Genomic DNA, 26,957 nt, shown 5'->3' on the forward strand with positions numbered 1-26,957 from the left:
GGCAGCCTGAAAACGAGGATTTCGGAGTCAATTTTCCGCGATTCTTCTCGATTCTCGCCACGCAGCGGGAAGGGCAGGTTCGTCCACAATCGGGCGGGAGATCTGCCCCGCGGGTGTCAGCATCATCCCTGCTTCTGACCGGCCGCCTCACCGACCTTGGTGGCGAGATCGACGCGGCTGAAGGGTTTATGCAGCATCAGATAACCGTCGGGAACGCGCTTGGGGTCAGCGTATCCCGTCACCAGCAGGACGCCGAGGCCGGGCCGGACGTCGCGAGCCTTATCGGCGAGCTCGGTTCCCGTCATGCCCGGCATCGCAAAGTCGGCGATCAGAACGTCGAGATGGTCGTCGGCCTTCAGGATGTCCAGGGCAGTGGCTCCGTCCGCCGCCTCCACGACCCGGTGCCCCATCTCGCTGAGGTAGGCCGCCGTGACCGTGCGCACTTCCGCATCGTCATCCACGAGCAGGATGCGCACCTTGGGAGCATCAGGGGCAATGGAATGCCCCTCGTGAGGTCTGCCGTCCTGTGCTTTGGCCGCGCGTGAGAGGTAGAGTTCCACCGTTGTGCCGATGCCCACCGTGCTGTGGATCGTCACCGTGCCGCCGGACTGCTGCGCCAGGCCGTAGACCATGGGAAGACCCAGGCCCGTACCCTTGCCCACTTCCTTCGTGGTGAAGAAGGGCTCCAGCACCCGTGCCAGGACTTCCGGCGGAATGCCGCTGCCCGTATCCACGACCGAGATCACCACGTAATTGCCCCCGGTGAGGTCGCTGATCCGGCCCTCCTCGACCGCCTGGTTGCGGGTCGCGAGGGTGAGAATTCCGTTCTCGGGCATGGCATCGCGGGCATTGATGCACAGGTTCAGGATGGCGAGTTCGAGCTGGTCCGGGTCGACCATGGCGGGCCAGAGCTCATCCGCTAGATGGCGCTCGATCCGAATCACGCCGCCGAGCGTGCGGGTCAGCAGATCGCTCATGCCGGAGATGACCTGATTCACGTCCACGGCCTGCAGCCGCAGGTCCCGCTGGCGGCTGAAGCTCAGGAGCCTCTGGGTCAGGGATGCGCCCCGCTCCGCCGCATAGGTGGCGTTCTGCAGCAGACGCGTCAGACGCGGGTCGTCGGGAGCCCGGCGCGAGGCGAGGTCCAGGCTGCCGAGCACGGCCATCAGCAGGTTGTTGAAGTCGTGGGCCACGCCACCGGCGAGGGTGCCGAGCGCCTGCATCTTGTCGGCCTGACGCAGGCGCATCTCCATCAGCTTGCGCTCCGTGATGTCGCGTTCGATGGTGGCAAGATTGGTGACGGCGCCCTGATCGTCCAGAATCGGGATGTGGTTGATGAGACACCACTGCGTCCTGCCATCGGGCAGGGTGCGCTCCTCGATCACCTCATCGGGCTGGCGCGCTTCGATGGCGCGGCGCTCCGCCTCCTCGATCATCGTGGCCCGTTCAGGCGAGACGTAATCCCTTTCCTTGCGGCCCAGGCAGGCGCCGGCCGTACACCCGAGGCTCCGTGCCTTGCCGGCGTTCAGGCGCACGAACCGGCCTTCCAGATCCTTGAACGAGATCAGATCGCCCGTGCTCTCCATCAGCCCGTGCAGGAGCGCGCGTTCGGTATCGAGCTCCCGTGCCAGCAGGCGCCGCTGATAGGCCGCCGCAACCATGTTGGAGAGAGCGGTGGGATCCCAGGGCTTGGGCACGTAGGCCATGATGCGGCCTTTGTTGACCGCGCCGATGACCGCCTTCAGATCCGCATAGCCCGTGAGGAGGATCGCCTCGGCATCGGACACATCCCGGGCCTTGGCCAAAAACTCATCGCCCTGCATCTCGGGCATGCGCTGGTCCGAGATGATGATGGCGACCTCCGGCTCATGGCGGAGGATGTCGAGCGCTTTGGTCGGAGACGAGGCCGTCAGCACCCGGTAATCGTTCTCGAACAGGTCTTCGAGAGCGACCAGAATGTCCGGCTCATCGTCGACGACCAGGATCGTGCCATGTGGTGAAGTCATCTCGCTCGGCAAGGTCATGAAACAATCTGCCTCGGGATCGTGATGATGAAGCTGGCACCGCCGGCCAGCCCCGCACTCACCGTGATCGACCCCTTGTGGGCTTGGACGACGCTATAGGCGATGGCCAGGCCAAGTCCAGTTCCAGACCCGACGGGTTTGGTCGTGAAGAACGGTTCGAAGATGCGCTCCCGCAATTCTGGTGGGATTCCCGGTCCCGTATCACTGATCCTGATCGTATAGGTTGTCTCGCTGCTCTCGGTTTCAATGTCTATGCCCCCGGTTCCCTTGATCGCGTCAGCGGCATTGCCGACGATGTTCATGACGACCTGGTTCAGCAGGGCGGGCGAGCAGTAGAGGTCCGGAACCGCATTGTAGCGACGGCGCACGTCGATCCGGGTCCCCAGCTTGTGGCCCAGGAGGGCCAGCACGGTCTCGATCGATTCGGGCACGTTGACGGTCTGGAAATCGCCCTCGTCCAGCCGCGAGAAGCGGCGGAGATTCAGGACAAGTTCCTGGATTCGACCAAGCCCCAGCTTCATCGCGCCGATCCGGTCGAGGCATTTCCGGACCTGCCGCTCGAGGCCAGCCTCGGGGGGAAGCTTTCCCTCGACCTCCGTCAGGAGCCGTTCGACGGTTCCCTGATGAGCCTGGACGAAGGCCAGGGGGTTGTTGATCTCGTGGGCGATGCCCGCCACCAATTCACCAAGGGAAGCCATCTTGGCGGCCTGGACAAGCTGGGCCTGGGTCCCCTTCAGGAGATCGTTGGCCTCTTCCAGCTCACGATTTGCCTTGGCCAGCGCCTCGGCCGAGGCGGCTTCGGCCCTGGCCCGGGCGAGGGCAAGCTCGCGCTCGCGAAGCTCGGCCTCGATGCGCCAATTCTCGTCCTGCATGAGCTTGCGCCGGACGAGCGCGCGGATGCGCACCCGCATCCCATCGGCTTCGATGCTCGTAGGAATGATGTCGTCCACACCTGCGGCAAAGGCCCGGGCGAGGAGCTGTCCCCCGTCCTCGTTTCCAAGACCCACGATGGCGAAGCTCGGGGCGTCCGCCCCCGGCAGGGGCGCCAGGCCCCGGTAGAGGTTCAACTGGCGGCACAGCTCGATGCCATCGAAGCCTGGACTGAGCAGGTTCACCAGAATGCAGTCCCAGGTGGCACTCACCGAGCGGACGAGCCGCAAGGCCTCGGTAGGATCCGGAGCCGCCGTGACCGCATAGCCCTCATGGGCCAGCATGTCCTGGAGGTAGGTGCGGCGCGTGAGGCTGTCGTCCGCGATCAGGATGCAGGCCCGGCGGAACGTTCCGAAGCTGGGGGACTGCCGCTCCTCCTGTTCATCGCTGACGGGCGATGAGCGCCGGCGCAGCAGCGCCTTGATCCGCAGGATGATCAGCTCCTGTTCGGCAGATTTGGAGATGTAGGCATCCGCACCGCTCTCCAGCCCCTGCCGTTCGACGGTGCGCTCCCGGGCCTCCGTGAGCATGATGACTGGAATGGCGCGGGTGCGAACGTTAAGGCGCATCTGGCGGGTCAGCTCATCCCCGTTCATGCCGGGCAGGTGGTAATCGGCGATGACGAGGTCGGGAAGCCTCTCGTTCAGCCCGTCAAGGGCGGCCTCCGCGGTCGAGCGCCAGGATACCTGGAAGCCGTTCGTCTCCAGCATGTGGCGCAACTGTAGCGCCTGGGTCTCGGAATCCTCGACAAGGAGGATTTCCGCAGCCTGCGTCATGGACTCCGCGCTCATTCGCCGTCTCCCCGGGCCAAGCGCAGGATGCGGGGTGCGATCAGATCGAGCGGCAGGCTGACATTGACGCCGCCCATGCGCGCCGCCGCCGCCGGCATGCCGTAGACGACGGCGGTGCTTTCATCCTCCGCCACCGCATAGCCGCCGGCCTGGCGCAGATCGACGAGGCCCTGAGCGCCATCCTCGCCCATGCCGGTGAGGACCACCCCCAGGCTCCTGCGGCCGACCGAGCGGGCCATCGACTGGAACAGCATGGTCGCCGAGGGGCGCTGGCTACCGAGCGGCGGCTCGGCGCTCAGCTTCAGGGTGCCGGCGGGGGAGAGAATCAGGTGCCGGTCCCCGGGCGCGACATAGACCCGGCCCTGTACCGGGGTCTCCTGGTCCTGGGCGAGGCGCACCTCGAGGGGGATCAGCCCGTTCAGCCAGGAAGCGAAGCCTTCCATGAAGGGAGCGCCCATGTGCTGGACGAGGAGGATCGGAAGCGGGAACTCAGGCGGCAAGGCGCCGAGGACCTTCGCGAGCGCAGGGGGGCCGCCGGTGGACGCGGCAATCCCCATGATGCTCGGGCGCGTCATGCTCCATTCCGGCTCGCGGCGGGATGCGCTGGTCTCGCGCCAGGAAGCAAACAAGCGCTGCCGGACGACGGGCACCTGGCTCATGATGTAGAGCTGGGTGCAGATGGTGCTGGCGATGGCGGCATAACCGTCGCTGGAGAGGCCCACAGGCTTCTCCACCACCGTGAGGGCGCCGGCCCGCAGGGCGTTCATGGAAATCTTGAGCGATGAATCCTCGATGCTGTCGGCGATGACCACGATGGGCGTCGGGTGCTCCGACATGATTCTGCGTGTCGCCTCCAGCCCGTCGATTCCGGGGAGCCGGATGTCCATCGAGATGACATCCGGCCGGATGCGGCCGATCTCCCGTAGCGCCTCCTCGGCGGAACCGACGGCGGCGGCCACCACGAGGCGCGGGTCGCTGGCGATGATATGGACGAGCAGTTGACGGACGACGAGGGAATCCTCGACGATCATCACCCGAACCGGAGACTGCGGCGCCATACTCATCACGCGGAACTCACAACACCTGTCCGATCGTTGCCAGCAGTTCGCGCTGATCGAACTTCTGCTTGGTAATATAGGCGCTCGCGCCCAGATCGAGACCCTTGCGCACGTCTTCCGGGTCGGCGCGGGACGTCATCAGGATCACAGGAAGGCTGGAGAGCCTCGGGTCGTTCCTGATCGCCTGCAGCAGGCCGAAGCCGTCCATGCGCGGCATTTCAACGTCGGCGATCACGAGATCGATCATGGCCTCGCCTGAGCGCAGCACATGGAGGGCGTCGATGCCGTCGACGCTGAGGAAAACCGCGTAGCCCTGAGCCTCCAGGATGCTCTTCTCCAAGGTGCGAGTGGTAATGGAATCGTCGACCACGAGGATCGTCCTGGCTTGGCGTTCCTCTTCCTCAGCCCATCCTGTGAGACCCAGACCGCCGGCCGCCAGACGGCCTTCGTTTCTGATCCAGTGCTCGATCAGCCTGTCCGGGCTGAGCACGAGAGCCGGCATCTCGTCGTCCAGAAGCACGGTTCCCGAAACCAGATCGCTCAATCCGATGGCCTGAACATCGCTGACGAGCATCGTGCGCACGTCGTGGAAGGCATTGACGGCAAAGGCGCAGGTTCGGGAGGCATGGCGCACGAGAACGGCTTTCACGTGTCCGGCCTCGGTGGGGAGGGGAGCATTGGGGGATCCTGTCAGAGCGGCAAGGGCGACGACCGGAACGACAACGTCCTGCCCCCCGATCTCGATCCGGGCTGCCGGCCGGCCCTCCACACTTTCCAGCGATCCGGTGCGGAGGCGCAGGAGACGCTCCACCGCGTGGGCGGGCAGGCCGAACATGCGGCCCTCCGCCTCGAGCAGCAGCAGCGGCTGACGGGCGGCCGTGAACGGAACGTTCAGCAGAGCCTCCGTGCCATGCGGGTAGCGGGGCCGGAGCAGAACTGACCCTTGCAGCTTGCGGACCGCTTCCGCCACGACGGACAGCCCCATGCCGCGGCCCGACAGCCTGTCGACTTCGCCGGCCGTCGAGAAGCCCGGGGTGAAGACGAGGGCGAGGAGCTGATCCATCATCGGCGGGTGGCCCGAGTCCCGGGGCTGAAGCAACCCGCGCTCGATGGCGACCTGCTCGATCCGGGCGAGATCGGGACCGCGTCCGTCGTCGCGGATGCTGATGATGAGACGCCCCCCGCGTGAGGCCAGCTCCAGGGTTACTTCGGCCCGCTCGGGCTTGCTCTTGGCGATGCGTTCCTCAGGAGGTTCCGCCCCATGGCTCACTGCATTGCGCAGAAGGTGCATCACGGAGTCCTTGAGGGTTTGAAGCACCTGCCGGTCGACTTGGATGTCGAGACCGATGCTGCGCACATCCACATCCCGACCGGCCTTGCGGGCAATCTCACGCACCATCTGCCCGAAGCCGCCGAACACCGTCTCTGCCGAGACGAGCGACACCCGGTCGATGTTCTCGCGGACCTGCCGGGCGGCCTGCTCGATGGACCAGCTCGACTGCCGCCGGTCGCGCGTCACCGCGGAGATCCTGCGGAACAGACCTTTCAAGCCTTGGTCGAAATCGCGCAGGCGCGGCGCGAAGGATGCGGCGCTGCGCCGGGTGGGATTGAACCCTTGTGCGGCAGCCCCCGAGGCATTCATCTGCTCATTCAGCTGATCCCAGCTCCGCCTCAAGCCGCGGATATCGAGCTCGATCTGCCGCAGGACGTCATCAAGGCTTTCGTTCGCCTGCAGCTGCGTCAGAAGCTGATGCATGGAGGTGGAGAGCTCCTCGATCTGCTCGGCCTCCACACGCAGGTATGAGCTGCCGCCGGCGTCAGGGGGAGTGACAGCGTCGGCTTTTGCAGAGGAGGGCTCTTGTTCGCGAGGCGCCGTCGCCAGCGCAGGCGCGGGCTGCATCCCGACGGGAGGCGCGGACGGCTTGAGAACGCCGGCGACGAGATCCTCAATCAGATCGAGATTGCGCCGCACGGTCGCGATCGTTGGCTCCACGAGGGATTGCTGCCCTTCCAGAACCTGCGAGAACAGCTCCTCGAGCTGGTGCGCGACTTCCTCCACCGCAGGCAGGTCGACGGCACGCGCAGCGCCTTTCAGGCTGTGCGCCCGGCGAAAGACATCCGTCAGGTCGATCTCGCCCCGGCCCGCCTGATCGAGCGCAGACCGGATCACATCGAGATGCTCCCGATGCTCCACCTCGAAGGCCGCCAGCAGCTGTTTGCGGATGTCCGTCACGATGCGCGCATCTCCATCTCCGCTCGTTACAGGCGGTAGCGTTCGGCGAGGCCGAGGAGCTGCTGCGAGAGCTGGGACAGATTGGCCGCCGCCGTGTCGAGCTGGCGGGTGCCGGCGGCCGTCTGCTGGCTCGCCTGGCGGATGTTCTGAAGTGCGCCCATCACCTGCTCGATGCCGAGCTGCTGCTGGTTCGTGGAGGCGACGATCTGCTGGAAGGTCTGTACGCTCTCCTGGATCTGACCCGAGATGCCGGTGATCGTCTGCTGCGTGATGTCGGTGCGCTCCTTGCCGGCGGTCACGCGCTTGACGGCCTCTTCGGTCAGCATCACGGATGAGTTGATGCCGCGCTGGATGTCGCCCAGGATCGAGCGCACCTGCGTGGTTGCATCCTTTGCCTGATCGGCGAGCGTCTTCATCTCGGACGCTACCACCGCGAAGCTGCGGCCGCTCTCGCCGGCCGCAGCCGCTTCGATAGCCGCATTGAGGGCGAGAAGATGCGTCCGTTCGGAGATGTCGTTGACGGAGGCGATGATCTCGCCGACAGCCTGCGTCTTTTCGCTCAAGGCGACGATGTTTTCCGCCACCGCTTCGGCCTGCTCGCGGATCGCATCCATGGCCCGTGCGGTGTCGTCGACCGCCTGCAATCCAGCCATGCTGGTCTGTGCCGCGGCTTGAGCGGAAGCGATGACCTCCTGCGCGCGCTTGCCGATCTGGGCGCCCGAATGGGTGATCTCGTCGACGGTTGCTGCAGTCTCCTGAACGGCCGCCAGCTGCTCCTCGACGGAGGCTGCCTGCTCCTGGGTCGAGGCACGGATTTCGGCTGCTGCCGCATTCAGGTTCTCGGTCGCCTCACGGCTCTGGCGCGCGAGTTGGCGCAAGCCTTCGACCATGGAATTGAGCGTAGCGCCGAGATGTCCGATCTCGTCCTTGCCGGTCACGGCCATCTTGCCGCCGAGCTCTCCGCGTCCGATCCGCTCGACGAAGCCCATGAAGGCTCCGAGTGGTGTGATGATGGAGGAGCGCAGGAGATAGCTGATGATTAGGCTCAGCAGCGCGGTGCCCGCCACGGCGACGATGATCGAGGTTCGGCTTCTCTCATAAATCTCGCCGGCTTGTCGCTGTCCAACCGCGTTGGCCTCGGCCAGTACGGCTCTGGCATTGTCGAGGGTTCTGACCCATTCGCTGCGTCGCGCATCCAGGACGGCCTGAGTTCTCTGCATGGTGGCGAGATCGCCACTCTGGAGTTCCGCAAACTGCCGCTCGCTCGCACTTCGCAGCTGGCGAAGACCTTCATTGGCCTCCCTGAGCAGATTGGCGACACGCTGCCAAGCGGCTCCGCGCTCTTGGGAGATCGACTGCGCGGCGAAGCCGTTTGCCATCGTCGTCGCCTGGGCGATATCGGTTTCTGCCTTCGCTGCCACCCTGCTCCATTCCTGGATGCGGTCTTCAAAGGAAACCTGCTGCCCCAGAGCGCGAAGCAGGTAGCCTGCCATGATCTGCTGCCGCAGGTTGCGCATGACGTTCTGGTCATCGTCGATGACCTCCAACTGGCGCATCAATGAGATGTCCCGCGAGACAATCCGCTCGGTTGTCTGGCGAACGTCGTCGAGGCGATTGATCGCATAGAGGCCAAGCCCGACCATCAGGGCGACAATGACGGCGAAGCCGAGAAGAATACGGTTGGCGATCGAGATCGTCACGTCAGTCTCCAGGAACAGGGGAAGAGGACAGGAAGGGGCGCAGAAGGCGCTCGGTATCGAGAAGAGACAGGGTGTCGGCCGGATCGCCCGCGGCGTCCTGCACCCGGGCATAGCCGGTCACCGCATCGGTCCGGAAGCCAGTGGCCTCTTCAACCGTGAGGAGACGGACATCGGCGACCGCATAGGCGCGTTCGACCCTGAGAGCCACCTGAGGCTGATTCCCGCGGAGCAGCACGAAGTGATAGCTTCCATCCTCCACGGGGGAGGGTTCGATGCCGAGGGCCAGCGCAAGATCGATCACGCTCACCAACCGGCCGCCGCGGCCGAACAGGCCGACCAGTGCCGGTGGTCCATCCGGGACGGGCATATATTTCTGAGGCGGCAGCACTTCGGCGACGGATTCAATCGGAATCCCGAAACGCTCGCGGCCCGAACCGCAGACGAGGGCGCGCGGCAGCGTCTGCGCCGGAGATGCTTCATCCTTGCGTCGCGAAGCAAGATTCTCGGTTCTCTCATCGAGGATATGCTGCACCCGCTCCTCGGCCGAGCGGATCCTGCCTCTTTCGATCTGCCTCAGCTTGCGGCGTGCCGATCTTGCCATGGTCATGGCTTCGGCCTCGACGGGGTTGCGGCGTCAAGCTGGATGCGGACCAGGTCACGCAGTTCCCCCGCGGTGACCCCGTCCCCTTCCTCGAGCAGTCCATCGTCGGCCATCGCTGCCACGCTCTGGGCCGCATGGGTCAGGGAGCGCCGCCCGGGAGCCGGTCGCCCCTCGGCGAGCAGCAGAAGTCCGAGGTGGTAATGAGCCATGGCGAAGCTTCTATCGAGATAAAGACACTTAAGGAAGCTTTTCTCAGCCTCTACAGGGCGCCCGAGCGCCCGCAGGATGAGGCCTTGGTAAAAATGCAGCGCGGCCCTCAGCGGCTCGGCGGCGAGGGCCTCCCGGCAGAGGTCCGCTGCGGCGGCAAAGTCGCCCGCATCGGCGCGCGTCCTGATATCGGCGAGGAGGTCGCCCGCTCCCTGGGAGGGGGGAAGAGGTGATTCCTTTTGCGGGGTTGTAGAGAGGTGCGCGAGGGCTGGCCTTTGATCCGGCGCTGCGCGTCTCGGCTCAGGCAGAAGCGGCCTCCAGTCCTGCAGGATGGACCTGGTTTGCAGCGGAGCAGGCGCCGGCAGCGGCGCATCCCCGGCGCCATGCCGGTAAGCCACGGTCCCCGGCAGGTTCAGAGTCTGCATCATGGATGAGAAAATGGGATTGGGCTCCGCATGGCCCAGCAGCATCCAGCCGTCGTGGTCCAGGCGGTCGCGCAGGGCTCCCACGATCCGGGTTACGGTGTCGGGGTGGAAATAGATCAGCACGTTCCTACACAGGATCAGGTCGAAGTCGGTGAGTTCAAGCGGGGATGTCCCATCAAGGAGGCTCAGCAGGTTGTGCCGCTCGAAGCGCACCAGCGAGCGGAACTCCCGCCGTACCTCCCACTGCTCCCTGCCTGCGTCGACGAAATAGCGCTGCCGCTGCTCGTCCGGCATGGAGCGTAGCGCCCATTTGCCGAACCGGGCCTGCCGGGCCGCTTTCAGGAAGCTGTCGTTGATGTCGGTTCCCAGAATGCTGACGCGCCATGTCCCGAGGCTCTCGCCGAGGATCTCATTTGTGAGAATGGCCAGGGAATAGGGCTCCGCTCCCGTGGAGCATCCGGCGCTCCAGATCCGCAGCCGCCGCATGCCGGCCTTCCTGGCGATGATCTCCGGCAGGATGGTCTCGCGCAGGGCCGCGAACTGCTCCGCGTAGCGGAAGAAGAAGGTCTCGCCGATGGTGATCTCGGCTTCGAGCCTTCCCCATTCCGCCGGGCCTGAGATGGGGTCGTCCAGAAGAGTCAGGTAGGCACTGGAATTGGACAGGCCCGTGGCGCGCAGACGCTTGCGCACGCGCTCCCACAGGAGGTCGTCCTTGTCCTGGTAGTAGAAATGTCCCGTGCGCTCAATCACACGGCTTTTCAGATGAGGAAAGCCGGCGTCGAGCAGCGGAACAGGATCGGGGCGTGCGGCCATCAGGCCGGAGCCGCCCATTCATCGAGGCGGCTCTGCGCCTGGCGTCCGAGCTCCGCCAGCGCCTGCTGTTCTTCGGCCAGCAGGATTCGTTCGGCGGAGAGGAGATGAACGAGCTGGCCACCCCAGGTGACCTCCGCTTCCACGCAGCCGTTCAGGGTCTCCGCCTGCCGCACGTCCGAGACCTGCGTGGCGTTCACCGTCGCCACATCCAGAACGCGGTCGACGAGGAGCGCACTGGGACTGGAGGCGCCGCCGGCTCCCACCAGAATCAGGTGCCGGTAGAGGTCGGCCTCCGGGTCATGCTCGCTCTTTTGCAGGCCGAACAGCGCGTCGAGCCGAAGGACGGGAACCGCATCTCCGCCGAGATTGAAGAAACCAGCCACCGGCCGGGGCAGGGCCGGCGGACGCCACAGGCGGGGCAGGGGCAGGAATTCGCGAACGGCGCTCCGGTGCAGGGCGCAAGCGGTGCCGCACACATCGAAGATTATGATCTGCAGGCTCGCCATGGATCAGATCGCTGGACGCTGGTTCCGAGGAAGGGGTTGATGGCCTCAACGAGCATTAGATAGGCACCGGACCGTCTGCGGCAACCGCGCCGTCAGGCTACTGGGATACCTGGTCTGTGGCCTCTTGGATGGCGTTCAGGCCGACGCTGGCCTCTTCCGAATGACCGGTCCGCTGGACGGCACGGAAGACCTGCTCGGCATCCTTGTAGCGGCCGAGATTGAAATACGACCAGCCGCGAATCAGCAGGAGATCGTTCTGCTCCGGCACGAGCCGCGCCCGCTCGCTCAGGGCGAGAAGCGTTTCCACGTAGCGCTTGTCGCGGTAGGCCGCCAGGGCCCGCTGCGTCAGGATCGACGCTCCGAGCTCCACCTGGCGCGAACGGGTCTGCGGCGCCTCGGCTGCCGCGATGGCAGCCTCGGAGGTCAGGTTCTTGCGCAGGTAGGCCAGGGACTTGCCGTAGGCTGCCTCTTCGCGGGCCCGACCGCTGCCGGTGGCAACCGCCTGGTCGAAGGCCGCCGCCGCCTCCAGGGGACGATTGATCTCCATGAGGCACCAGCCCCGGGTGAGAGCGGCGTTGCCCGAGAGGCCGGCGGGATTGCGCGTCATGGCGCAGCTGCGCCCCAGGACGGAGCGAGCCTCGGACTGCCGGCGCCGCACGGCTTCCTCGGTTCGGACGAGAGGCTGTTCCATCTCGACACGCTCCACAGTGACCTGTCGGGGCGCGGCAGGCCGAGGCGCGGCATCCATCTCGGCCCGAGGCTGGATCGGGGCGGACCGCCGCCTGGAGCGAGGATCGGCAGCGTCCGCTAGATCGGCGATCCGCTGGGAGCGCTCCCGCCATTGGGCGACGACGGCGGCGAACGCCGCGCGCTCGTTCAGGCGCTGCGTCGACAGGGCAAGGCCATAGGCCGAGGGTTCGTCATCGGACTTCCAGCCGAGGGCCGTCCGGAACCAGTCCCGCGCGGTCCGGATCTGCTCCGTGTTGTAGGAATACCAGCCCAGGGCCTGGGCTCCGTCGGGGAAGCGTTGCGCGGTCACGACCGGCACGATTCGCGAGACCACCTGGGTGTCGAGCCGTGGCGGCGGATCCTGACCGAGGAGCGCCGTGGCGATGTCCAGGTAGATCTTCATGTTTTCGGGAGCGCGCTCGCGCCATTCATAGGCGAAGGCCTCAGCGTCCGCGAGCCGTTCGAGGGCCCGCAGGGACATGGCATAGCCTTCCGCCGCCTTGGTGCCGCCGTTGCGGTCAAGGGCCGTCTTGAACAGCTCGAGCGCCCGCGCGGGATTACCATGGTGGTAGTTGTACCAACCCAGGATCAGCACGGGGCCGGCCTCGCTCGAGTTCCGGATCAGCCGCTCGACTGCCGCGAGGTCTTCGGCCGATGCGGTCATCTTACTGTCGAGGGAGGCCCGTTCGACCCTGCGGCGGGCCAACTCGTCGCGGATGGAGCCGAAATCGTCCGGGGTCTCGCCGGTCCTGCGTTCGAACTGGAGCAGGTCGGCGACCTGCTGTTCGGGCAGGAGGGTGAGGGCCTTCTGCAGTGTCGCCAGGCGTTCGGCCGGGTTGGAGCAGTTCGTCAGGAGGTAGGTGTAGACATCCCGGGTCCGGGTGGGCTGGTCCGTCCGGGCGAACGCCTCCGCCACGCGCCAGAGCACGTCCACGTTCGTGCAGGTGAGAAGGCCGGGCGATTCGGTCGCTACGGACAGGACCGTTCGCCATTGGCCGGTATCGGAGGCGTTGACCAGACGGCGGCGCGCCTCCACCGTCTCCAGGGCCGTGACCAATTCCTCCGGCGGCTTCCAGTTCGTGTCTGAGGCCTGGCGTTCGGCGATGGCGGCGCGGACCTCGGCGATCCGATCCTCGCGATAGAGGTTCCACAGGCGCTCGATGATCGGATCGGGCGGAGTGGGCGCGCCGCCCGCCGAGAGCTGCGAGAGGTCGCTGGGCGGTGTCCAGTTGGGATAAAGCGCCCGCAGCCGGGCGATCTCCGCATTGACCCGCCGGGTGTCGCCCTGGGACGCGAAATAGCGAAGGGCGGATTCGTCGACCTGCGGCTGGGAGCCGTTGGCCGCGGGTGCTTCAGACGGCGGCGATCCGGCGGGCGGCTGAGAGCCGCCGGGGCCGGTCTGCTGCGCAATCGCCGCAAAGCCCAGGATCAGGACCGCAGTCGTTATGGCGCTGCCGACGAGACGCATTGCGGATATTTCTCACCCAGCAGGGATTTCGCCAAAAGATACAGGGTGGACGGATAATAGAGACTCGGCTCGAACGTCCTCATCGCTGCCGGAACAGGTGTTCCTTCAAGCGCACAGGCCAGAGCAGCGGGCAGGATGGCATAGCCTTGATCCGTCAGCCGCTCCCGGACCTGTCCGGTTACAACATTGACCACGGCAACCCCTTCGTTCTCCGCAGACCAGCGCTGCTTGAGGGCTCTCAGCCACTCCATGTCAGTCATCCCTGCTCTCAACAGGTAAAGCGGTATCCTTAAGGAGTTGTAACCGAACTCGGGCGGGAAGCCGTCTGCCGGCTTGGGCTGCAGACCGTTCTGAAGGGAGAGCCAGTCTGCCGGAAGCCGCACGCGACCCGATGTGGCCTGCTGAAGCAGCAGGACCCCATCGCGCCAGACGCGGTTCCATTCGTACTCCGGCGCAAGCGCCGCCATCACGGGAAAGGTCTCGAAGACCCAGTAGGAGAGGTTGACCACCGGGCCATCGGGACGGTCGCCGGCTCCGAAGCCATCGGCACCGGGCAGAAGCACGAGGGTGCGGCCGCTGCGACCGAAGGTGTTCTTGCCGATGGCCTTGGCGAGTTTCTGCGCGGCCATGGTGAAACGGGGCTCCTGCCAGAACTCCCCGGCCTTTGCCAACGCATAGGCAATAAGAAGATCGCCGTCGGTGGCGTTGTTGCGGTCCGTCACGCGAGGCTTTGCGCCGGGATCCCACTTCCACACTGCCAGGCCGTCGTCCCGGATAAGAAGTTCGGTGAAGGTGAAGCTCAAGATCTGCTCGAAGGAGCGCCGATCGGAGGCCGCCAGGGCGAGGAGGAGGCCGTATCCCTGTCCCTCGCTGTGGCTGATGTTGCCGTTGGCGGTGTCGACCACCCGGCCGTTGTCCTCAACGAAGCGGGATCGGTAGGCTTCCCAGTCGGTCGAGGAGACGGTTCCCGCAATTTTCAGCGGCTGGACGGAGAGGCTTTGAGAGGATGCCAGCGGTGCCATGGCGAGGGAGATCATGGCGACGAGCCAAAACAGGAGCGGTGCGCGCCTGGCGCATCGTGCGGACCCGGAAGGGCCCGTCAGCGAAAGGTGAGCCCGGTGTTCCTCGATGAGCGATGCACCAGCCAAGAGAAGGAGCATCGGGCCCAATAGCCGGCCCGCTATTGGGCCTGATCCTCTGGGCACCCGCGGCGTCATGAGCGTCGACCCAGTCGGCTCAGGAGCAGAGCGGTGGCGACACCCAGAAACATGCAGCATGCCAGCATGACGAGAGCATACTGAAGTATGTTCGCGGACATCCAGTTGGCCGCAACGAGACGAAGATTCGTCAGCGAGGGCGGCTGCGTCTGCACGAAACGATAATCGTTGATGGGCTCGACCTGCAGCTTCATCTCCCTCGGCTCCAGGGCGATGGCGCGTCCCGACACCTGAGACCAGAGCATGGGATTGGCCAGACGGGCCATTTCGTCCGCCAGAGCACGATCCGTGCGGGCCGTCACGAGGGTCCAGACGCCCGAGGTTTCCGTTCGGCTCTGCGCCATGAGCAGGGATGCCCGCTGCGGCGGCTCGTAGGCCGCATCGGTGCGCTCCTCCAGGCTCAACGACGAGAGGGAAAGGCTGAAGGTCCTCTCCAGCCAGTCCTGCACGGCGCCGATCGTCTGCTGAACGATGCCGCGGCGCTGGAACGTATCGGACCAGCGCCTGCGGACCTCATCTGTCGAGGCCGTGGCCGAGCGGTCGGGCGATGCTTGGCTCAGCGGCATGGTGAAATCCGCGCTTGCCGTCTGTGGCGCTCCTTTGTCAGCCGGCGTCGAGGGCCATATCATGCGCAGGTGCTCCGTCACCCTCACCCGGTTGAGCATGCCGGGCGGAATCTGGTCGACGGCGCCGATGAACAGAACGGATTCGTCATCGGCGGAGGCCGCATTGGCGAACTGCGCCTGCACCGGCCGGCCGGCGTTGCGGGCCATGCGGGACAGGAGGGTTCCAGCAGCGGAAATGTTCAGCGCGTCGGGGCGCGCGAGGACGACGGTGGTAGGAAGGTCTTCGTCCGAGAAGCGGCCGGCGCCGAGAACCGCCAGATCGGGCAGGCGCCCGATCCGCCCAAATTTCGGAAATTCGAGCGTGGTGGTGTCGAACAGAACGAAGCGTTTCGTTTCGGAGAGGGTCTCTCCTGGGGCGCAGCGGGCGTCCGCGTCGGTCATCAGGGCCGCTTCGAGGGTGATGCGGTTGAAGCCGGACTTGAAGTTCTTCAGAGGCACACGAACCGTATGCCGCCGGACGATGTCACCCTGCGTGGTGATCGTCATCTGCGTGCTGATCATGCCGTTCACGAAGACGTTCACATGGCTGCCGGGCCGGACCGCCGACGTATAGGCCGCATCGAGGTGCAGAATGGCTTCGCCGTACTCGGTGGCATAGAAATCCGATGGAAGATTGATGGCTAGATCCGCCTTCAGGCGCCGGCCGGAAAACTCCTGCGTCGGTACGCCCAGATCCGCGAAGCGGAAGGACTGATCGCCGAACGCCGTGGGAACCTCCGGCCAGTGCCAGGAGGCCGTGTCGATCATCCCGCGCTCTGTGTTGAGAGGATTGAGGGTCTGAGCCCTGACGATGCCGATCGCCGTGTCGAGGTCCTGCCAGGTGGGTCCGGCGACCACAAGGGTCGAGCCGATGGAGCCCGGCTCCTGCATCATCATGGTCAGCGGCTGCACCGTGGCGGCGTCCGGAATGCCGGGCACGAGACCGCGCAGTTCGCCGGCAAGGCCCATGGCGACCTTGATCGTCCCGACAGGCGAGGGACCCGGATCGGATTCCATCACCTTGATCACCGGGTGGGCATAGCGCCCCCGCAGAGCAACCGTCTGCACGAGACGCAGAAGCCGGTCCCGCATCTCGGGCCTGTAAATCTTGGGTGCAACCACCCGGATCGTGGTGACGCCTGCATTGTCGACTCCCACGGCCGGCAGATCGTCCAGGCCGCGCAGGGTCTTGGTCGCTCCCTCGGCGAAGATGAGGCGTGTGGATGCCGAATCCACATCGGTCCAGAGCTCGTAGGTCGCCGCAACGGTGCAGTCCGTCCGATGACGCTGAAGAGCTTCCATGCGGATGATGTTCTGCCCCGGGCGGAGAAGGCCGGGACGAACGGAAGCCGTCACGCGCTTGATGTCGTTGGACGAGGCGATCGGCGTATCGAGCACGGATTCCCCGTTGATCGCGATCCTCAGGCGGGAGCCCTCGGGCATGACCACAACCGCGTTCTTGTAGCCCATCGAAAGGGTTGTACCGCTCGCGGCCTCGTCCTGCGTGAGATGGAAGGTCCAGGATCTGGCGTCCGTTTCACCTTCGAACCGGATGGTTTCGAAGGGAAGGATCGGCCGCTCGATGCGAGCAACGCTGCGTGCCGCCGGAGCACTTGTGGCAACCGGTGCGCGCACGGGCGGCGGAGCGTCTCCAGCCGCTCCTGCGGAGGGGGCCGCATTTCGCGGCCCCATGCTGAAAGGAGCGCCTGTGCCGGCCGGCGGCACAGGCTGCGGAGCCGCCGGGCGTGGAGCCGGTGCCGCGGCGGGAAGCGAGCCGGGCTGGCGCATGTCGAAGGGTACGGCGGGCGCGGCCTGTTCCGGCGCAGGACCGGGGTTCGTCTGTGGCGCGCTCGGGCCGCCGGGAGCCATGTTGAACGGCGTCGCCTGGGCGAAGGCGCCCTGTGCGCCGATCGCTTGCAGTCCCAGCAGGAAGAGGGTCAGAACGCGGCGCACGGCACACCTCTACTTGACGACTGTGGCGACAGATGAAGCCTGAGGGGAGGAACTGCCGATCCGCTGCAGGCCGAAGAAGTAGGAGAGGCCCCGTCCGGTCTGATAGAACGCAACCATGAAGAACCAGAGTGTTCCGCGCAGCACGCCGATGTCGTAGTGCCGGTTCCTCTGGAAGTCGCTCCACTGATCCGCATTGGCGAAGACGAGGTCCGCAATCATCTTCCGGTGCTCGGCCCTCTCGATCATGAAGCGGCATCCCAGCAGCAGCCCCTCGTCATCCATGCCCACCTTGCGGATCTCCACCGGCAGATACTGCATGGGCAGGTTGGCGAAGGGCTGGAACTCGAGGGTGCCTGCAGCACCCTTCTTCAGCCTCGGCTCGACCGATGGGGGCACATGAAGCCTTGCTCCGCCGACCGACACGTCCCTCAGGACAGCATCGATGACCTCGTCGCCCATCACGAAGCGGCAGGGGCGTTCGACGCGGACCCGGTGGCTCTGACGGCGCGTCGCCCGCTCTGACACGACGCCGAGGGCGCAGCCTGCGATGATCAGGTTGAGAACGTTCCAGGCTCCCGTGACGAGGGTCAGATCGGCCTTGTAGGGCTCCGCCCAGACCCGCACCCCGGTCGCCACGACGCCGAGGAGCAGGATGCCGAAGATGATGAAGTAGGGCGTCCCCAATTCCGAGACCCGGCTCTCGTCCATGGTCTCGTTCTTCGACGTGACCTTGAAGGTGGGCTTGCTCGGATTGGCGATCACCGAGAGCACGGCCGGCAGCAGGTAGATCGTCTGGACGTATTCGTAGAGATCCGAAATCCATGGCCAGCGATAGCGGCCATAGAGATAGTTCTGCATCATGAAGTTCACCATCATGTAGGTGAAGGTGTAGGCGAAGAACTCGCCTCCTGATGCGGTGAAGATCTCCAGCGAGAAGAAGAGATAGCAGAGCGGCGAGATGAGAAAGCAGAACCGCGAGAAGGGGAACAGCCAGAACATGCTGCTGGACATGTAGCACAGACGCTGCGACAGCTTCAGCCCGCGCTTGAAGGGCGGGAACTTGTAGCGGAGGATCTGCATCATGCCCTGCGCCCAGCGCGAGCGCTGGCCGATGAAGCTGGCGAAGCTGTCCGGCTGCAGGCCGGCGATCAGGGGCTTGTCCACATAGGCGCTCGTCCAGCCGCGGGAATGGAGTTCGAGAGCGGTCTCGCAGTCCTCCGTGATGCTGACGCCGCTGAAGCCGTTGGTCTCCTGCAATGCCTCGCGCCGGAGCACGGCGGCCGAGCCGCAGAAGAACGACGCATCCCACTTGTCGAGCCCGCGCTGGATGACGCCGTAGAACATCTCGTTCTCCGACGGCATGGTCTGGAACGTGCCGAGGTTCCGCTCGAGCGGATCGGGATTGATGAAGAAATGGGGCGTCTGGACCAGAAATAGGTTCTTGTCCGCCGTGAAGTAGCCGACGGTCTCGGTGAGGAAGTTTCGGGCCGGAGCATGGTCGGCATCGAAGACGGCAACCAGATCGCCCGTGGAGTGCTCGAGGCCGTTGTTGAGATTGCCGGCCTTGGCGTGCAGGTTGCGGGCGCGGGTCAGGTAGCGGACGTCGAGCGCAGCGCACAGGGCCTGCAGCTCCGCGCGGCGCTCGCGGGCCTGCTGTGCGCCGAGTGCGTTCTGGGAGCTGCATTTCTCGTCCGTGCCGCCATCGTCCAGAAGCCAGACCGTCAGCTTGTCCTGCGGATACGTCATCGCCTTGGCGGCCGCGAGGGTCGTGGCCAGGAGATCGGCGCCTTCGTTGTAGCTGGGAACGAAGACGTCGACGGTGGGCAGGTTATGCGGGTCGATCTGAGGTGCCTTGCGCGAGGGCATCGGGCTTGAAACCACGAAAAGGCTCAGGAACAGCATCATGACGCTGTACATCTCGGCCAGGTAGAGCAGGAAGCCAGGGATGAAGTTCGCCACCTCCGTGATGGGAGGAATGGTGCTGGTGGTCCGCCAGAACACGTAGCGCAGGACAATGGCGGTGCCCAGCGCCAGGGCTATCTGGCGCCAGATGCCCTGTGCCCGGAAGAACTTGATGATGATCATGCAGGCCACGACGGTGAGGCCCGCAACGAGATGCGCCTGAAGACTGATGGGAAGAACGACCAGCGAGACAATCAGGATCGCCGCCACTGCCCAAAGGGCCACGATAAGACCTGCTCGCATCTGTCCGGATTCTCGGCTTGAGTGTTCGCGTGGGAAAACGCACGCTTAATTCAAGAGTGAGGGTAGGTCTATTAATATATCTCTATCGTTGCTTCGGCTTAATGTCACAGAGGTAAATAAATCCACATGTGATGTTATCACGTAAAAGCAAATAGACTTTGATTTTACTCGCCTGGAGGGGGCGGGACCACCGGATAGCCGCCCAGCGGCAATGTATTCTGAGGCACAACAGGCGCAGGGGCGGCCGGTATGACCGTGTCCTTGTCGACGAGGCGCCCGGACTCCTCATCGGGAACGGGCGCACGACGGCCCTCCGTTGACAGCACGCGCCGGCGAATCACCGTGGCGTTGTCTCTCGTGCCAAGACCCAGCGGATACATCGGAGCATCGACTTGACCGAAACCCGCAGGCGGTGATGGCGGATCCCCGTAGGGATTCCAGGACTCCTGGCGGTAATAGGCCGCGATCGTGTAGCCGTACATGACCCGCAGGAGCTGATCGACCCCGGCATCGGCATCGCACAGGCGCAAGCGGACCGAGATCGCTCCCCCGGGCACCAGAACGGCAGGCTTTTCGGGTTCGATCTGCTGCCAGGCATAAAGGCAAAGGTCGCCTCGGGAGGAGCGTCCCGTGGCAAATCCGAAGGGCCCGAACTTGTTCTGGACATAGACGAGAGACGTCTGCATCTCGACCCCGGGGATCCGCTCCTCCATCTCCCTCTCGATCCGATCCGGAGTGAGCGGAGGGAGGGAGAGCGTCTCCGGGATCTCCATGTTGCCCGCGGTGTTGTTGAGCATGCTGACAAAGAAGGCATTCTGCCCGCTCGTCAGCGAGGCCGTCGACAGGGCAATCTCCTGCGAGATCCCGTTCTGATAGGTCTGCTGCAGAACAGCCACCACGGAGGGGCCTCCCGGAGGAGGGACGATGACCGCGCGGGTTGCCGGGACCTCGGAGGTCAGGGTTGCGTAGCCGAGATCCGAGCGGCCCGCACACGCCGCGACGCTCATCAGAGCGGCTGCTGCGGCGAGCAGCTTTAGCAACCTGCCGGGACGGCCCGAATGCCGATGGTCACAGGCGCTGCAGGCCTCAGACGCCGCAGCGCCGAAGTGCATCTGATTCCCGGGTATCGAAGCGATCATGAGGAACATGGAAACTCTGGTGGCCAGCCGGGCCAGCCGAGGCAGGCCGGCTCGCTGGAGGGACGAACCCTGGAGCGGATGGACCCATTCAGCTGGATGCTTAACCAGCTATGACCATTCATGGTTAATGAACCGTAAGCAGCATCCTGGTTCCGGACTAAGATCCGGTCCTGACAGGTGCTTCGCCTTGACCTCCTCGCCGGACGGCATACAAACGGCACACCGCCCTCAGGAACGATTGGCACAGGATCGCCTGATGACATTGTCGGGCCTGTCTGCTGAAGCGGATGGGCCGATGTCCCGGCCCCGGCAGAAGGGCTGGGTTTCAAGAAAGCCTTCCCGATGAAATCCGCCTTTCTGCGCAACGCGCTCATCCTCGGCATGCTGTCCGCCGTTGGGCCTTTCGCCATCGACATGTACCTGCCGGCCTTTCCGGCTATTGCCCGCGAGCTTCAGGTCGATGTGAGCGGGGTGCAGATGAGCCTCATGAGCTTCTTCCTGGCGGTTGCCATCTGCCAGATCGCCTATGGACCGCTCTCCGACCGGTTCGGGCGCAAGCCGCCGCTCTATGCGGGGCTGGGGCTGTTCGTGCTGGCCGGCATCGGCTGCAGCTTCGCACCCAACGTGGAGACCCTGATCGCCTTCCGATTCCTGCAGGGCGTCGGCTCCTGCGCGGCCATGGTGATCCCCCGGGCAATCATACGGGATCTGCATACCGGGCACGAGGCGGCCCGGCTGATGGCGACCAGCATGCTCGTCTTCAGCGTCTCTCCGATCCTGGCGCCGCTGGCCGGGAGCGCCCTGACGGCGTTCTTCAGCTGGCGCGTGATCTTCTGGGCCATCGCCCTTATCGGAGTGGGCGGCCTTGCGGTCGTCCTCTTCCTCCTGCCCGAGACCCACAAGGCGGATCAGGCCAAGGGAGGCGTCGCCCAGGCTTTCGCCACCTATGGCCGCCTGCTGAAGGATCGGCGCTTTCTTGGGCTCGCCTTCATCGGCGGGTTCAGCCAGGCGAGCTTCTTTGCATATCTCGCCGGCTCCTCCGTCATCTTCATCGAGCATTTCGGAATGACGCCCTCGGCCTACAGCATGATCTTCGCGTCGAACGCCATCGCCTTCATCGGCAGTGCTCAGTTCAACAGCACGTTCATGCGCCGCTTCGGCGCCGAGCGGGTGGTGCGGATCGCGATCTCCTGCTTTGCCGTGCCGGTGACGCTGCTGTTCGTGCTGACGGTTCTCGGCGTCGACAACGCCTTCGTCCTGTGGGGGCTCCTGTTCGTGTCCTTCGGCTGCCTGGGCTTCGTCATTCCCTCCACGGCGGTGCTTGCCCTCGAGGAGCACGGCCCCGTGGCCGGCACGGCCTCTGCCCTCATGGGCACCCTGCAACTCAGCACCGGCGCCGTGATCATCGTGCTGGTCAGCGCCCTCTACAACGGCACGTCCCTATCGATGGTCGGCGCCATCTTCGTCTGTGCGCTCGTGGCGCTGACCTTGAGCTTCCGGACCATGAAGCCGAAGCGCATCTATCCCTGACGGGTCTGGTCGAGGATCCAATCGCGGAAGGACCGCAGCAGCGGCGTTTCCGCCTTGTGCTCCGGGTAGACGAGGTAATAGGCGCCGCCGCTGACGAGACTGTTGGGGAACAGGATCTCCAGACGACCCGAGGCCAGCTCGTCGGCGATCAGGAAATGTGGGATGAGGGCGGCGCCGAGCCCCGCGGCGGCCGCCTGAGCCACCATGGCGAATTGCTCGAAGCGCGGCCCGCGCAGGGGGTTGCCCATCTCCACTCCGACGGTCGCCAACCATTCCGCCCAGGCCGTGGGGCGCGTGCTCTGCTGCAGCAGCGTGGCGCGGGTCAGGTCCTGCGGCGAGCGCAGGTTCTCGCGCTCCCGGTAGGCCGGGCTGCAGACGGGAACCGCCTCCTCGGTCCGCAGCAATTCGCACACGGCTCCCGGCCAGTGCGGCTCGCCGAAATGAATTGCGGCATCGAAGGGCTCGGCGGCGAAGTCGAAAGGCACGAGGCGCACGCCGAAATTGACTGTCGCGCCCGGATGCTGGGCGAAGAAGTCGGGAATGCGGGGAATGAGCCAGCGGGTGCCGAAGGTCGGCAGGGTCGCGAGGTTCAGAACGCCCGTGGTGCCGGAAAGCGCAATGGCCTGGTGGGTGGCGTCGGACAGGTCGGACAGGGTGGTGCGCACCTGGGACGCATACATGCGCCCCACATCGGTGAGCACCACCCGCTGCCGCGAGCGGCTGAACAGGGAGACGCCCAGCGATTCTTCCAGCTGCTGGATCTGGCGCGAGACGGCGCTCTGCGTCAGGTTCAATTCCTCGGCGGCTCGTGACACGCTGCCATGGCGCGCCGTGGCTTCGAAGGCGAGGAGATTGCCCACATTGGGCAGGAAACCGCGACGGAACACACGTTTATTCCAATTGAGAATAACCTGCTGCGAAGATGTCGATTTACTTTTAAGCTGTCCAGCGCGATTTTGCCGCTCAAATTCAATGGGTTTGGCTGGCCTGATGCCGGTCCCCGCACTCTTTCATGGGAAGGATGATCATCATGGCCGGTGCTCAACAGGAACTCGCGAAGCTCAAGTGGGAGGATCCGCTGCTCCTCGACGAGCTTTTGACCGACGACGAGCGCATGATCCGCGACACGGCGCGTGCCTATGCCCAGGACAAGCTCCTGCCCCGCGTGATCGAGGCCTATCGCGAGGAGAAGACTGATCGCTCCATCTTCAACGAGATGGGAGACCTCGGCCTCCTCGGCGTGACCCTGCCGGAGGATTACGGCTGCGCCGGTGCGTCCTACGTGGCCTACGGCCTCGTGGCCCGTGAGGTGGAGCGGGTCGATTCCGGCTACCGCTCCATGATGAGCGTGCAGTCCTCCCTCGTCATGTACCCGATCTATGCCTACGGGTCCGAGGAGCAGCGCCGCAAGTACCTGCCCAAGCTTGCCTCCGGCGAGTATGTGGGCTGCTTCGGCCTCACCGAGCCCGATGCAGGCTCGGATCCCGCCGGCATGAAGACCCGCGCCGTGAAGACCGATGGCGGCTATCGCCTCACCGGCTCCAAGATGTGGATCTCCAACTCCCCTATCGCCGATGTCTTCGTGGTGTGGGCGAAATCGGAAGCCCACGACAACCAGATCCGCGGCTTCGTGCTGGAAAAGGGCATGAAGGGCCTGTCGGCGCCGAAGATCGGCGGCAAGCTCTCGCTGCGCGCCTCCATCACCGGCGAGATCGTCATGGACAACGTCGAGGTGGGCGAGGATGCCCTGCTGCCGAACGTGTCAGGCCTGAAGGGTCCCTTCGGCTGCCTCAACCGGGCGCGCTACGGAATCTCGTGGGGTTCCCTGGGTGCGGCGGAGGATTGCTGGCACCGGGCGCGGCAGTACACCCTCGACCGCAAGCAGTTCGATCGGCCGCTTGCCGCGACACAGCTCGTGCAGAAGAAGCTCGCCGACATGATGACCGAGATCACGCTGGGCCTCCATGCCTCGCTCCGGGTCGGCCGCCTCTTCGACGAGGGCCGCGTGGCGCCGGAAATGATCTCGCTGGTCAAGCGCAACAATGTCGGCAAGGCCCTGGATATCGCCCGCGTCGCCCGCGACATGCATGGCGGCAACGGCATCCAGGAGGAATACCATGTGATGCGCCACGCGCAGAACCTGGAGACCGTGAACACCTATGAGGGCACTCACGACGTGCACGCGCTGATCCTGGGCCGTGCCCAGACCGGCCTCCAGGCGTTCTTCTGAGAAAGGGCGCGCCAATGGCTCTTCGGATCACCCTGGCAGGATCGACCGGCTGGGTCGGCAAAGCTCTCGTGGCGGCGATCGCCGCCTCCGACGACCTCGTGCTGGCCGGCGCCGTCAGCCGCAGCGCCGCAGGACAGGATGTGGGCGAAGCCGCAGGCCTTCCCCGCCTGGATGTTCCGATCAGCGCAACTCTCGAGGAGGCGCTGCGCGAGCCGTCCGATGTGGTGATCGACTACACCAAGCCCGGTGCCGTGAAGGCTCATGCCCTCACGGCGCTCGCCCAGGGTCGGCACGTGGTCGTCGGCACCTCGGGGCTGAGTGCAGAGGATTACGCCGAGATCGACGGGCAGGCGCAGAACGCGGGGCGGGGCGTGCTCGCGGCCGGTAATTTCTCGATCACGGCGACCCTGCTGCGGCGTTTCGCGCTCGAGGCTGCGCGCTTTGTCCCGGACGTGGAGATCATCGACTACGCCTCTGCCAAGAAGCCGGATACGCCGTCGGGCACCGCCCGCGAGCTGGCCGAGCTTCTGAGCGAGGCGCGCCAGCCTGCCACGTCGAAGCCCGTGGATGAGCTGACCGGGGCTCGCGAGACCCGCGGCGGTGCCTTGGGAGCCAAGGAGCCCGTGCAGGTCCATTCCCTGCGCATGCCCTCCTTCGTCCTGTCCTGCGAAGCCGTGTTCGGGGCCGACAACGAGCGGCTCGTGATTCGTCACGATGCGGGCTCGTCGGCGGCTCCCTATGTGGCCGGCACCCTGCTCGCAGCTCGTCGCGTAGGGTCGTTCACCGGCCTGCATCGCGGCCTCGACACCATCATGGATTGACCCGCATGAAACCGCTCACAGGCCTCAAGGTCCTCGAACTCGCGCGCATTTTGGCAGGCCCCTGGGTCGGCCAGCTTCTCGCCGATCTCGGCGCCGATGTGGTGAAGGTGGAGCGGCCGGGTGCGGGCGACGACACCCGCGGCTGGGGGCCTCCCTTCGTAGAGGCGGAGGATGGCGGTGATCTCTCGGCGGCCTACTTCCATTCCTGCAACCGCGGCAAGCGCTCCATCGCGGCGGATTTCGAGACGCCCGAGGGGCAGGAACTCGTGCGCAGGCTCAGCATGCACGCGGATGTGGTGATCGAGAACTTCAAGGTCGGGGGCCTGAAGAAATACGGCCTCGACTACGAGAGCCTGAGGAAGGTCAATCCGCGCCTCGTCTATTGCTCGATCACCGGCTTCGGCCAGGACGGGCCCTATGCCTCCCGCGCCGGCTATGACTTCATGATCCAGGGCATGGGCGGCATCATGGACCTGACCGGCGATCCGGACGGCGATCCGCAGAAGATCGGCGTAGCCTATGTGGATATCTTCACCGGCGTCTATTCCGTGGTCGGCATTCTGGCCGCCCTTCGCCGGCGCGATGCGACGGGGGAGGGGGCGCATCTCGACATGGCGCTCCTCGACGTTCAGACGAGCGTGCTGGCGAACCAGGCCATGAACTATCTGGCCTCCGGCAAGTCGCCCCGGCGCATGGGCAATGCCCACCCCAACATCGTGCCGTATCAGGTATTCCCTGTGGCGGACGGCCACGTGATCGTGGCTGTCGGCAATGACGGGCAGTTCGCCCGGCTCGTTGCGGTTCTGGGCGCGCCTGAACTCGCCCAGGATGAGCGTTTCAGGTCCAATGCGGGCCGTGTGGGCAACCGGGCCGAACTCGTGCCGATCCTCACCGAGCTCACCCTGAAAACCACCCGGGATGCTCTCCTGTCCGCCCTCGAAAGGCAGGGTGTTCCGGCCGGTCCCATCAACACGGTGGCGGACGTCTTCGCCGACCCGCAGGTCATCGCCCGCGGCATGAGAATCGACCTGCCCTCGCCTTCAGCCCGGGGCGGGGCTATCCCGTCCGTCCGCTCGCCGATTGTGATGAACGGGGAGCCGATGGCGGCGGAGCGGCCTTCGCCGCGTCTCGGCGAGCACACGGATGAGGTGCTGAGCGACCCCTCCTGGATGGCCTGAGCCCGGAGCTGGCGCCTACTTCGCAATGCCCTTGGTCACGAGGCGCTCGATGGCTTCAACGATCCGATCCCGGTCCTCATCGGAGAACGGGCTGAGTTTGTGCATCTCGAGACTGCTCAGCCCTTCCGTTGCCAGCCAGGCCAGCAGGGCGGCGTCGAGGTCGTCCGAGGTTGCCTTGATCTGATCCAGGGTGGTGCGGATCACCTGCCGAACTGGGTCGAGAAGCTGGGGATTCTCGGCCGTGGCCGCCATCATTCCGGTGGCCATGTCCTGCATCTTGCCGCCGCAGCATATGTTCAGCAGGGTCTTGGTCAAGATCCGGGCTTCCAAGTTAGGGCCAGGGCGGGCCTTTTCGCGCAAAGCTTCCTTCTCGGAGGCAACCTGGTCGATCATGCGCTGAATCATTGCCTGCAGCAGCGCATCCTTGGTCGGGAAGTTGTAGAGAAGCCCGCCCTTGCTGAGCCCAGCCTTTTCGGCCACGGACTCGAGCGTCAGCCGTCCGGCCCCAATCTCGCCGACAAGCTCCGCTGCCGCGTCAAGAATTTTTTCTCGGGAACTCTTCCGGCCTCTGGTACAGGGAAACAGCATTTATAA

General features: G+C 65.3%; 19 protein-coding genes. 4 read left to right on the forward strand and 15 right to left on the reverse strand.

Going from position 1 to position 26,957, the window contains the following annotated elements; genetic code table 11:
• Positions 1 to 122: 122 nt before the first annotated feature.
• From AC0QTX_RS12025 to bcsN, 13 genes are all read right to left on the reverse strand, one after another.
• The gene (locus tag AC0QTX_RS12025; RefSeq protein ID WP_474604065.1) at positions 123 to 2,024 is read right to left on the reverse strand and encodes a response regulator; all 1,902 of its coding nucleotides are present in this window, start codon (positions 2,022 to 2,024) and stop codon (positions 123 to 125) included.
• A complete protein-coding gene (locus AC0QTX_RS12030; protein ID WP_474604066.1) occupies positions 2,021 to 3,745 on the reverse strand; it encodes a response regulator in 1,725 nt (574 codons plus the stop codon). Before AC0QTX_RS12030 ends, AC0QTX_RS12025 begins: the two co-directional genes overlap by 4 nt.
• Entirely contained in the window at positions 3,742 to 4,809 is a 1,068-nt protein-coding gene (gene cheB / locus AC0QTX_RS12035; protein WP_474604067.1) for a chemotaxis-specific protein-glutamate methyltransferase CheB, read from the reverse strand. The genes AC0QTX_RS12030 and cheB overlap by 4 nt, the downstream gene beginning before the upstream one ends.
• A 10-nt stretch (positions 4,810 to 4,819) precedes the next feature.
• A complete protein-coding gene (locus AC0QTX_RS12040; protein WP_474604068.1) occupies positions 4,820 to 7,036 on the reverse strand; it encodes a hybrid sensor histidine kinase/response regulator in 2,217 nt (738 codons plus the stop codon).
• Between the two features lie 26 nt (positions 7,037 to 7,062).
• Positions 7,063 to 8,736 carry a methyl-accepting chemotaxis protein gene (locus tag AC0QTX_RS12045; protein WP_474604069.1) on the reverse strand — a complete coding sequence of 558 codons (1,674 nt, stop codon included), beginning with the start codon at positions 8,734 to 8,736 and terminating at the stop codon, positions 7,063 to 7,065.
• Between the two features lies 1 nt (position 8,737).
• Entirely contained in the window at positions 8,738 to 9,337 is a 600-nt protein-coding gene (locus tag AC0QTX_RS12050; RefSeq protein ID WP_474604070.1) for a chemotaxis protein CheW, read from the reverse strand.
• A 2-nt stretch (positions 9,338 to 9,339) separates the two neighbouring features.
• The gene (locus tag AC0QTX_RS12055) at positions 9,340 to 10,800 is read right to left on the reverse strand and encodes a CheR family methyltransferase (protein WP_474604071.1); all 1,461 of its coding nucleotides are present in this window, start codon (positions 10,798 to 10,800) and stop codon (positions 9,340 to 9,342) included.
• Complete coding sequence (locus tag AC0QTX_RS12060) at positions 10,782 to 11,288, reverse strand: chemotaxis protein CheW (protein WP_474604072.1); 507 nt, start codon at positions 11,286 to 11,288, stop codon at positions 10,782 to 10,784. The genes AC0QTX_RS12055 and AC0QTX_RS12060 overlap by 19 nt, the downstream gene beginning before the upstream one ends.
• Before the next feature lie 97 nt (positions 11,289 to 11,385).
• Entirely contained in the window at positions 11,386 to 13,485 is a 2,100-nt protein-coding gene (locus AC0QTX_RS12065; RefSeq protein ID WP_474604073.1) for a tetratricopeptide repeat protein, read from the reverse strand.
• Positions 13,461 to 14,507 (reverse strand): family 8 glycosyl hydrolase, encoded by a 1,047-nt coding sequence (locus tag AC0QTX_RS12070; protein WP_474604074.1) that lies wholly within the window; start codon positions 14,505 to 14,507, stop codon positions 13,461 to 13,463. The genes AC0QTX_RS12065 and AC0QTX_RS12070 overlap by 25 nt, the downstream gene beginning before the upstream one ends.
• A 191-nt stretch (positions 14,508 to 14,698) precedes the next feature.
• On the reverse strand, positions 14,699 to 17,260 hold the full coding sequence (locus tag AC0QTX_RS12075) for a cellulose biosynthesis cyclic di-GMP-binding regulatory protein BcsB (protein WP_474604075.1): 2,562 nt from the start codon (positions 17,258 to 17,260) through the stop codon (positions 14,699 to 14,701).
• Between the two features lie 9 nt (positions 17,261 to 17,269).
• Positions 17,270 to 19,465 carry a UDP-forming cellulose synthase catalytic subunit gene (gene bcsA, locus AC0QTX_RS12080; protein ID WP_474604076.1) on the reverse strand — a complete coding sequence of 732 codons (2,196 nt, stop codon included), beginning with the start codon at positions 19,463 to 19,465 and terminating at the stop codon, positions 17,270 to 17,272.
• A 164-nt stretch (positions 19,466 to 19,629) separates the two neighbouring features.
• Positions 19,630 to 20,472 carry a cellulose biosynthesis protein BcsN gene (gene bcsN, locus AC0QTX_RS12085; protein WP_474604077.1) on the reverse strand — a complete coding sequence of 281 codons (843 nt, stop codon included), beginning with the start codon at positions 20,470 to 20,472 and terminating at the stop codon, positions 19,630 to 19,632.
• 474 nt (positions 20,473 to 20,946) lie between these two features.
• Here bcsN and AC0QTX_RS12090 point away from each other — a divergent pair, with 474 nt between their 5' ends.
• Complete coding sequence (locus tag AC0QTX_RS12090) at positions 20,947 to 22,134, forward strand: multidrug effflux MFS transporter (RefSeq protein WP_474604078.1); 1,188 nt, start codon at positions 20,947 to 20,949, stop codon at positions 22,132 to 22,134.
• Here AC0QTX_RS12090 and AC0QTX_RS12095 read toward each other — a convergent pair.
• On the reverse strand, positions 22,125 to 23,021 hold the full coding sequence (locus tag AC0QTX_RS12095) for a LysR family transcriptional regulator (protein WP_474604079.1): 897 nt from the start codon (positions 23,019 to 23,021) through the stop codon (positions 22,125 to 22,127). The genes AC0QTX_RS12090 and AC0QTX_RS12095 overlap by 10 nt on opposite strands.
• Before the next feature lie 143 nt (positions 23,022 to 23,164).
• Here AC0QTX_RS12095 and AC0QTX_RS12100 point away from each other — a divergent pair, with 143 nt between their 5' ends.
• Genes AC0QTX_RS12100 through AC0QTX_RS12110 form a run of 3 tightly spaced genes read left to right on the forward strand, consistent with a single transcriptional unit; the run spans position 23,165 to position 26,363 of the window.
• Positions 23,165 to 24,364: an acyl-CoA dehydrogenase gene (locus tag AC0QTX_RS12100; protein WP_474604080.1), complete on the forward strand. Its 1,200-nt coding sequence runs from the start codon at positions 23,165 to 23,167 to the stop codon at positions 24,362 to 24,364.
• 14 nt (positions 24,365 to 24,378) lie between these two features.
• Positions 24,379 to 25,185 carry a 4-hydroxy-tetrahydrodipicolinate reductase gene (gene dapB / locus AC0QTX_RS12105; RefSeq protein ID WP_474604081.1) on the forward strand — a complete coding sequence of 269 codons (807 nt, stop codon included), beginning with the start codon at positions 24,379 to 24,381 and terminating at the stop codon, positions 25,183 to 25,185.
• 5 nt (positions 25,186 to 25,190) lie between these two features.
• Complete coding sequence (locus AC0QTX_RS12110; protein WP_474604082.1) at positions 25,191 to 26,363, forward strand: CaiB/BaiF CoA transferase family protein; 1,173 nt, start codon at positions 25,191 to 25,193, stop codon at positions 26,361 to 26,363.
• 15 nt (positions 26,364 to 26,378) lie between these two features.
• Here the strand turns inward: AC0QTX_RS12110 and AC0QTX_RS12115 are convergent, their stop codons facing one another.
• Complete coding sequence (locus AC0QTX_RS12115) at positions 26,379 to 26,951, reverse strand: TetR/AcrR family transcriptional regulator (RefSeq protein ID WP_474604083.1); 573 nt, start codon at positions 26,949 to 26,951, stop codon at positions 26,379 to 26,381.
• Positions 26,952 to 26,957 lie beyond the last annotated feature (6 nt).

The organism is Microvirga sp. jy35, assembly GCF_056148915.1.

Bases quoted from the DNA above. Each gene is read 5' to 3' on its own strand.
- AC0QTX_RS12090 (WP_474604078.1), top strand. From the start codon at position 20,947: ATGAAATCCGCCTTTCTGCGCAACGCGCTCATCCTCGGCATGCTGTCC.
- AC0QTX_RS12055 (WP_474604071.1), bottom strand. From the start codon at position 10,800: ATGGGCGGCTCCGGCCTGATGGCCGCACGCCCCGATCCTGTTCCGCTG.
- AC0QTX_RS12060 (WP_474604072.1), bottom strand. From the start codon at position 11,288: ATGGCGAGCCTGCAGATCATAATCTTCGATGTGTGCGGCACCGCTTGC.
- AC0QTX_RS12025 (WP_474604065.1), bottom strand. From the start codon at position 2,024: ATGACCTTGCCGAGCGAGATGACTTCACCACATGGCACGATCCTGGTC.
- bcsA (WP_474604076.1), bottom strand. From the start codon at position 19,465: ATGCGAGCAGGTCTTATCGTGGCCCTTTGGGCAGTGGCGGCGATCCTG.
- AC0QTX_RS12070 (WP_474604074.1), bottom strand. From the start codon at position 14,507: ATGGCACCGCTGGCATCCTCTCAAAGCCTCTCCGTCCAGCCGCTGAAA.
- AC0QTX_RS12115 (WP_474604083.1), bottom strand. From the start codon at position 26,951: ATGCTGTTTCCCTGTACCAGAGGCCGGAAGAGTTCCCGAGAAAAAATT.
- AC0QTX_RS12110 (WP_474604082.1), top strand. From the start codon at position 25,191: ATGAAACCGCTCACAGGCCTCAAGGTCCTCGAACTCGCGCGCATTTTG.
- cheB (WP_474604067.1), bottom strand. From the start codon at position 4,809: ATGAGTATGGCGCCGCAGTCTCCGGTTCGGGTGATGATCGTCGAGGAT.
- bcsN (WP_474604077.1), bottom strand. From the start codon at position 20,472: ATGAGCGTCGCGGCGTGTGCGGGCCGCTCGGATCTCGGCTACGCAACC.
- AC0QTX_RS12030 (WP_474604066.1), bottom strand. From the start codon at position 3,745: ATGAGCGCGGAGTCCATGACGCAGGCTGCGGAAATCCTCCTTGTCGAG.
- AC0QTX_RS12065 (WP_474604073.1), bottom strand. From the start codon at position 13,485: ATGCGTCTCGTCGGCAGCGCCATAACGACTGCGGTCCTGATCCTGGGC.
- AC0QTX_RS12050 (WP_474604070.1), bottom strand. From the start codon at position 9,337: ATGGCAAGATCGGCACGCCGCAAGCTGAGGCAGATCGAAAGAGGCAGG.
- dapB (WP_474604081.1), top strand. From the start codon at position 24,379: ATGGCTCTTCGGATCACCCTGGCAGGATCGACCGGCTGGGTCGGCAAA.
- AC0QTX_RS12100 (WP_474604080.1), top strand. From the start codon at position 23,165: ATGGCCGGTGCTCAACAGGAACTCGCGAAGCTCAAGTGGGAGGATCCG.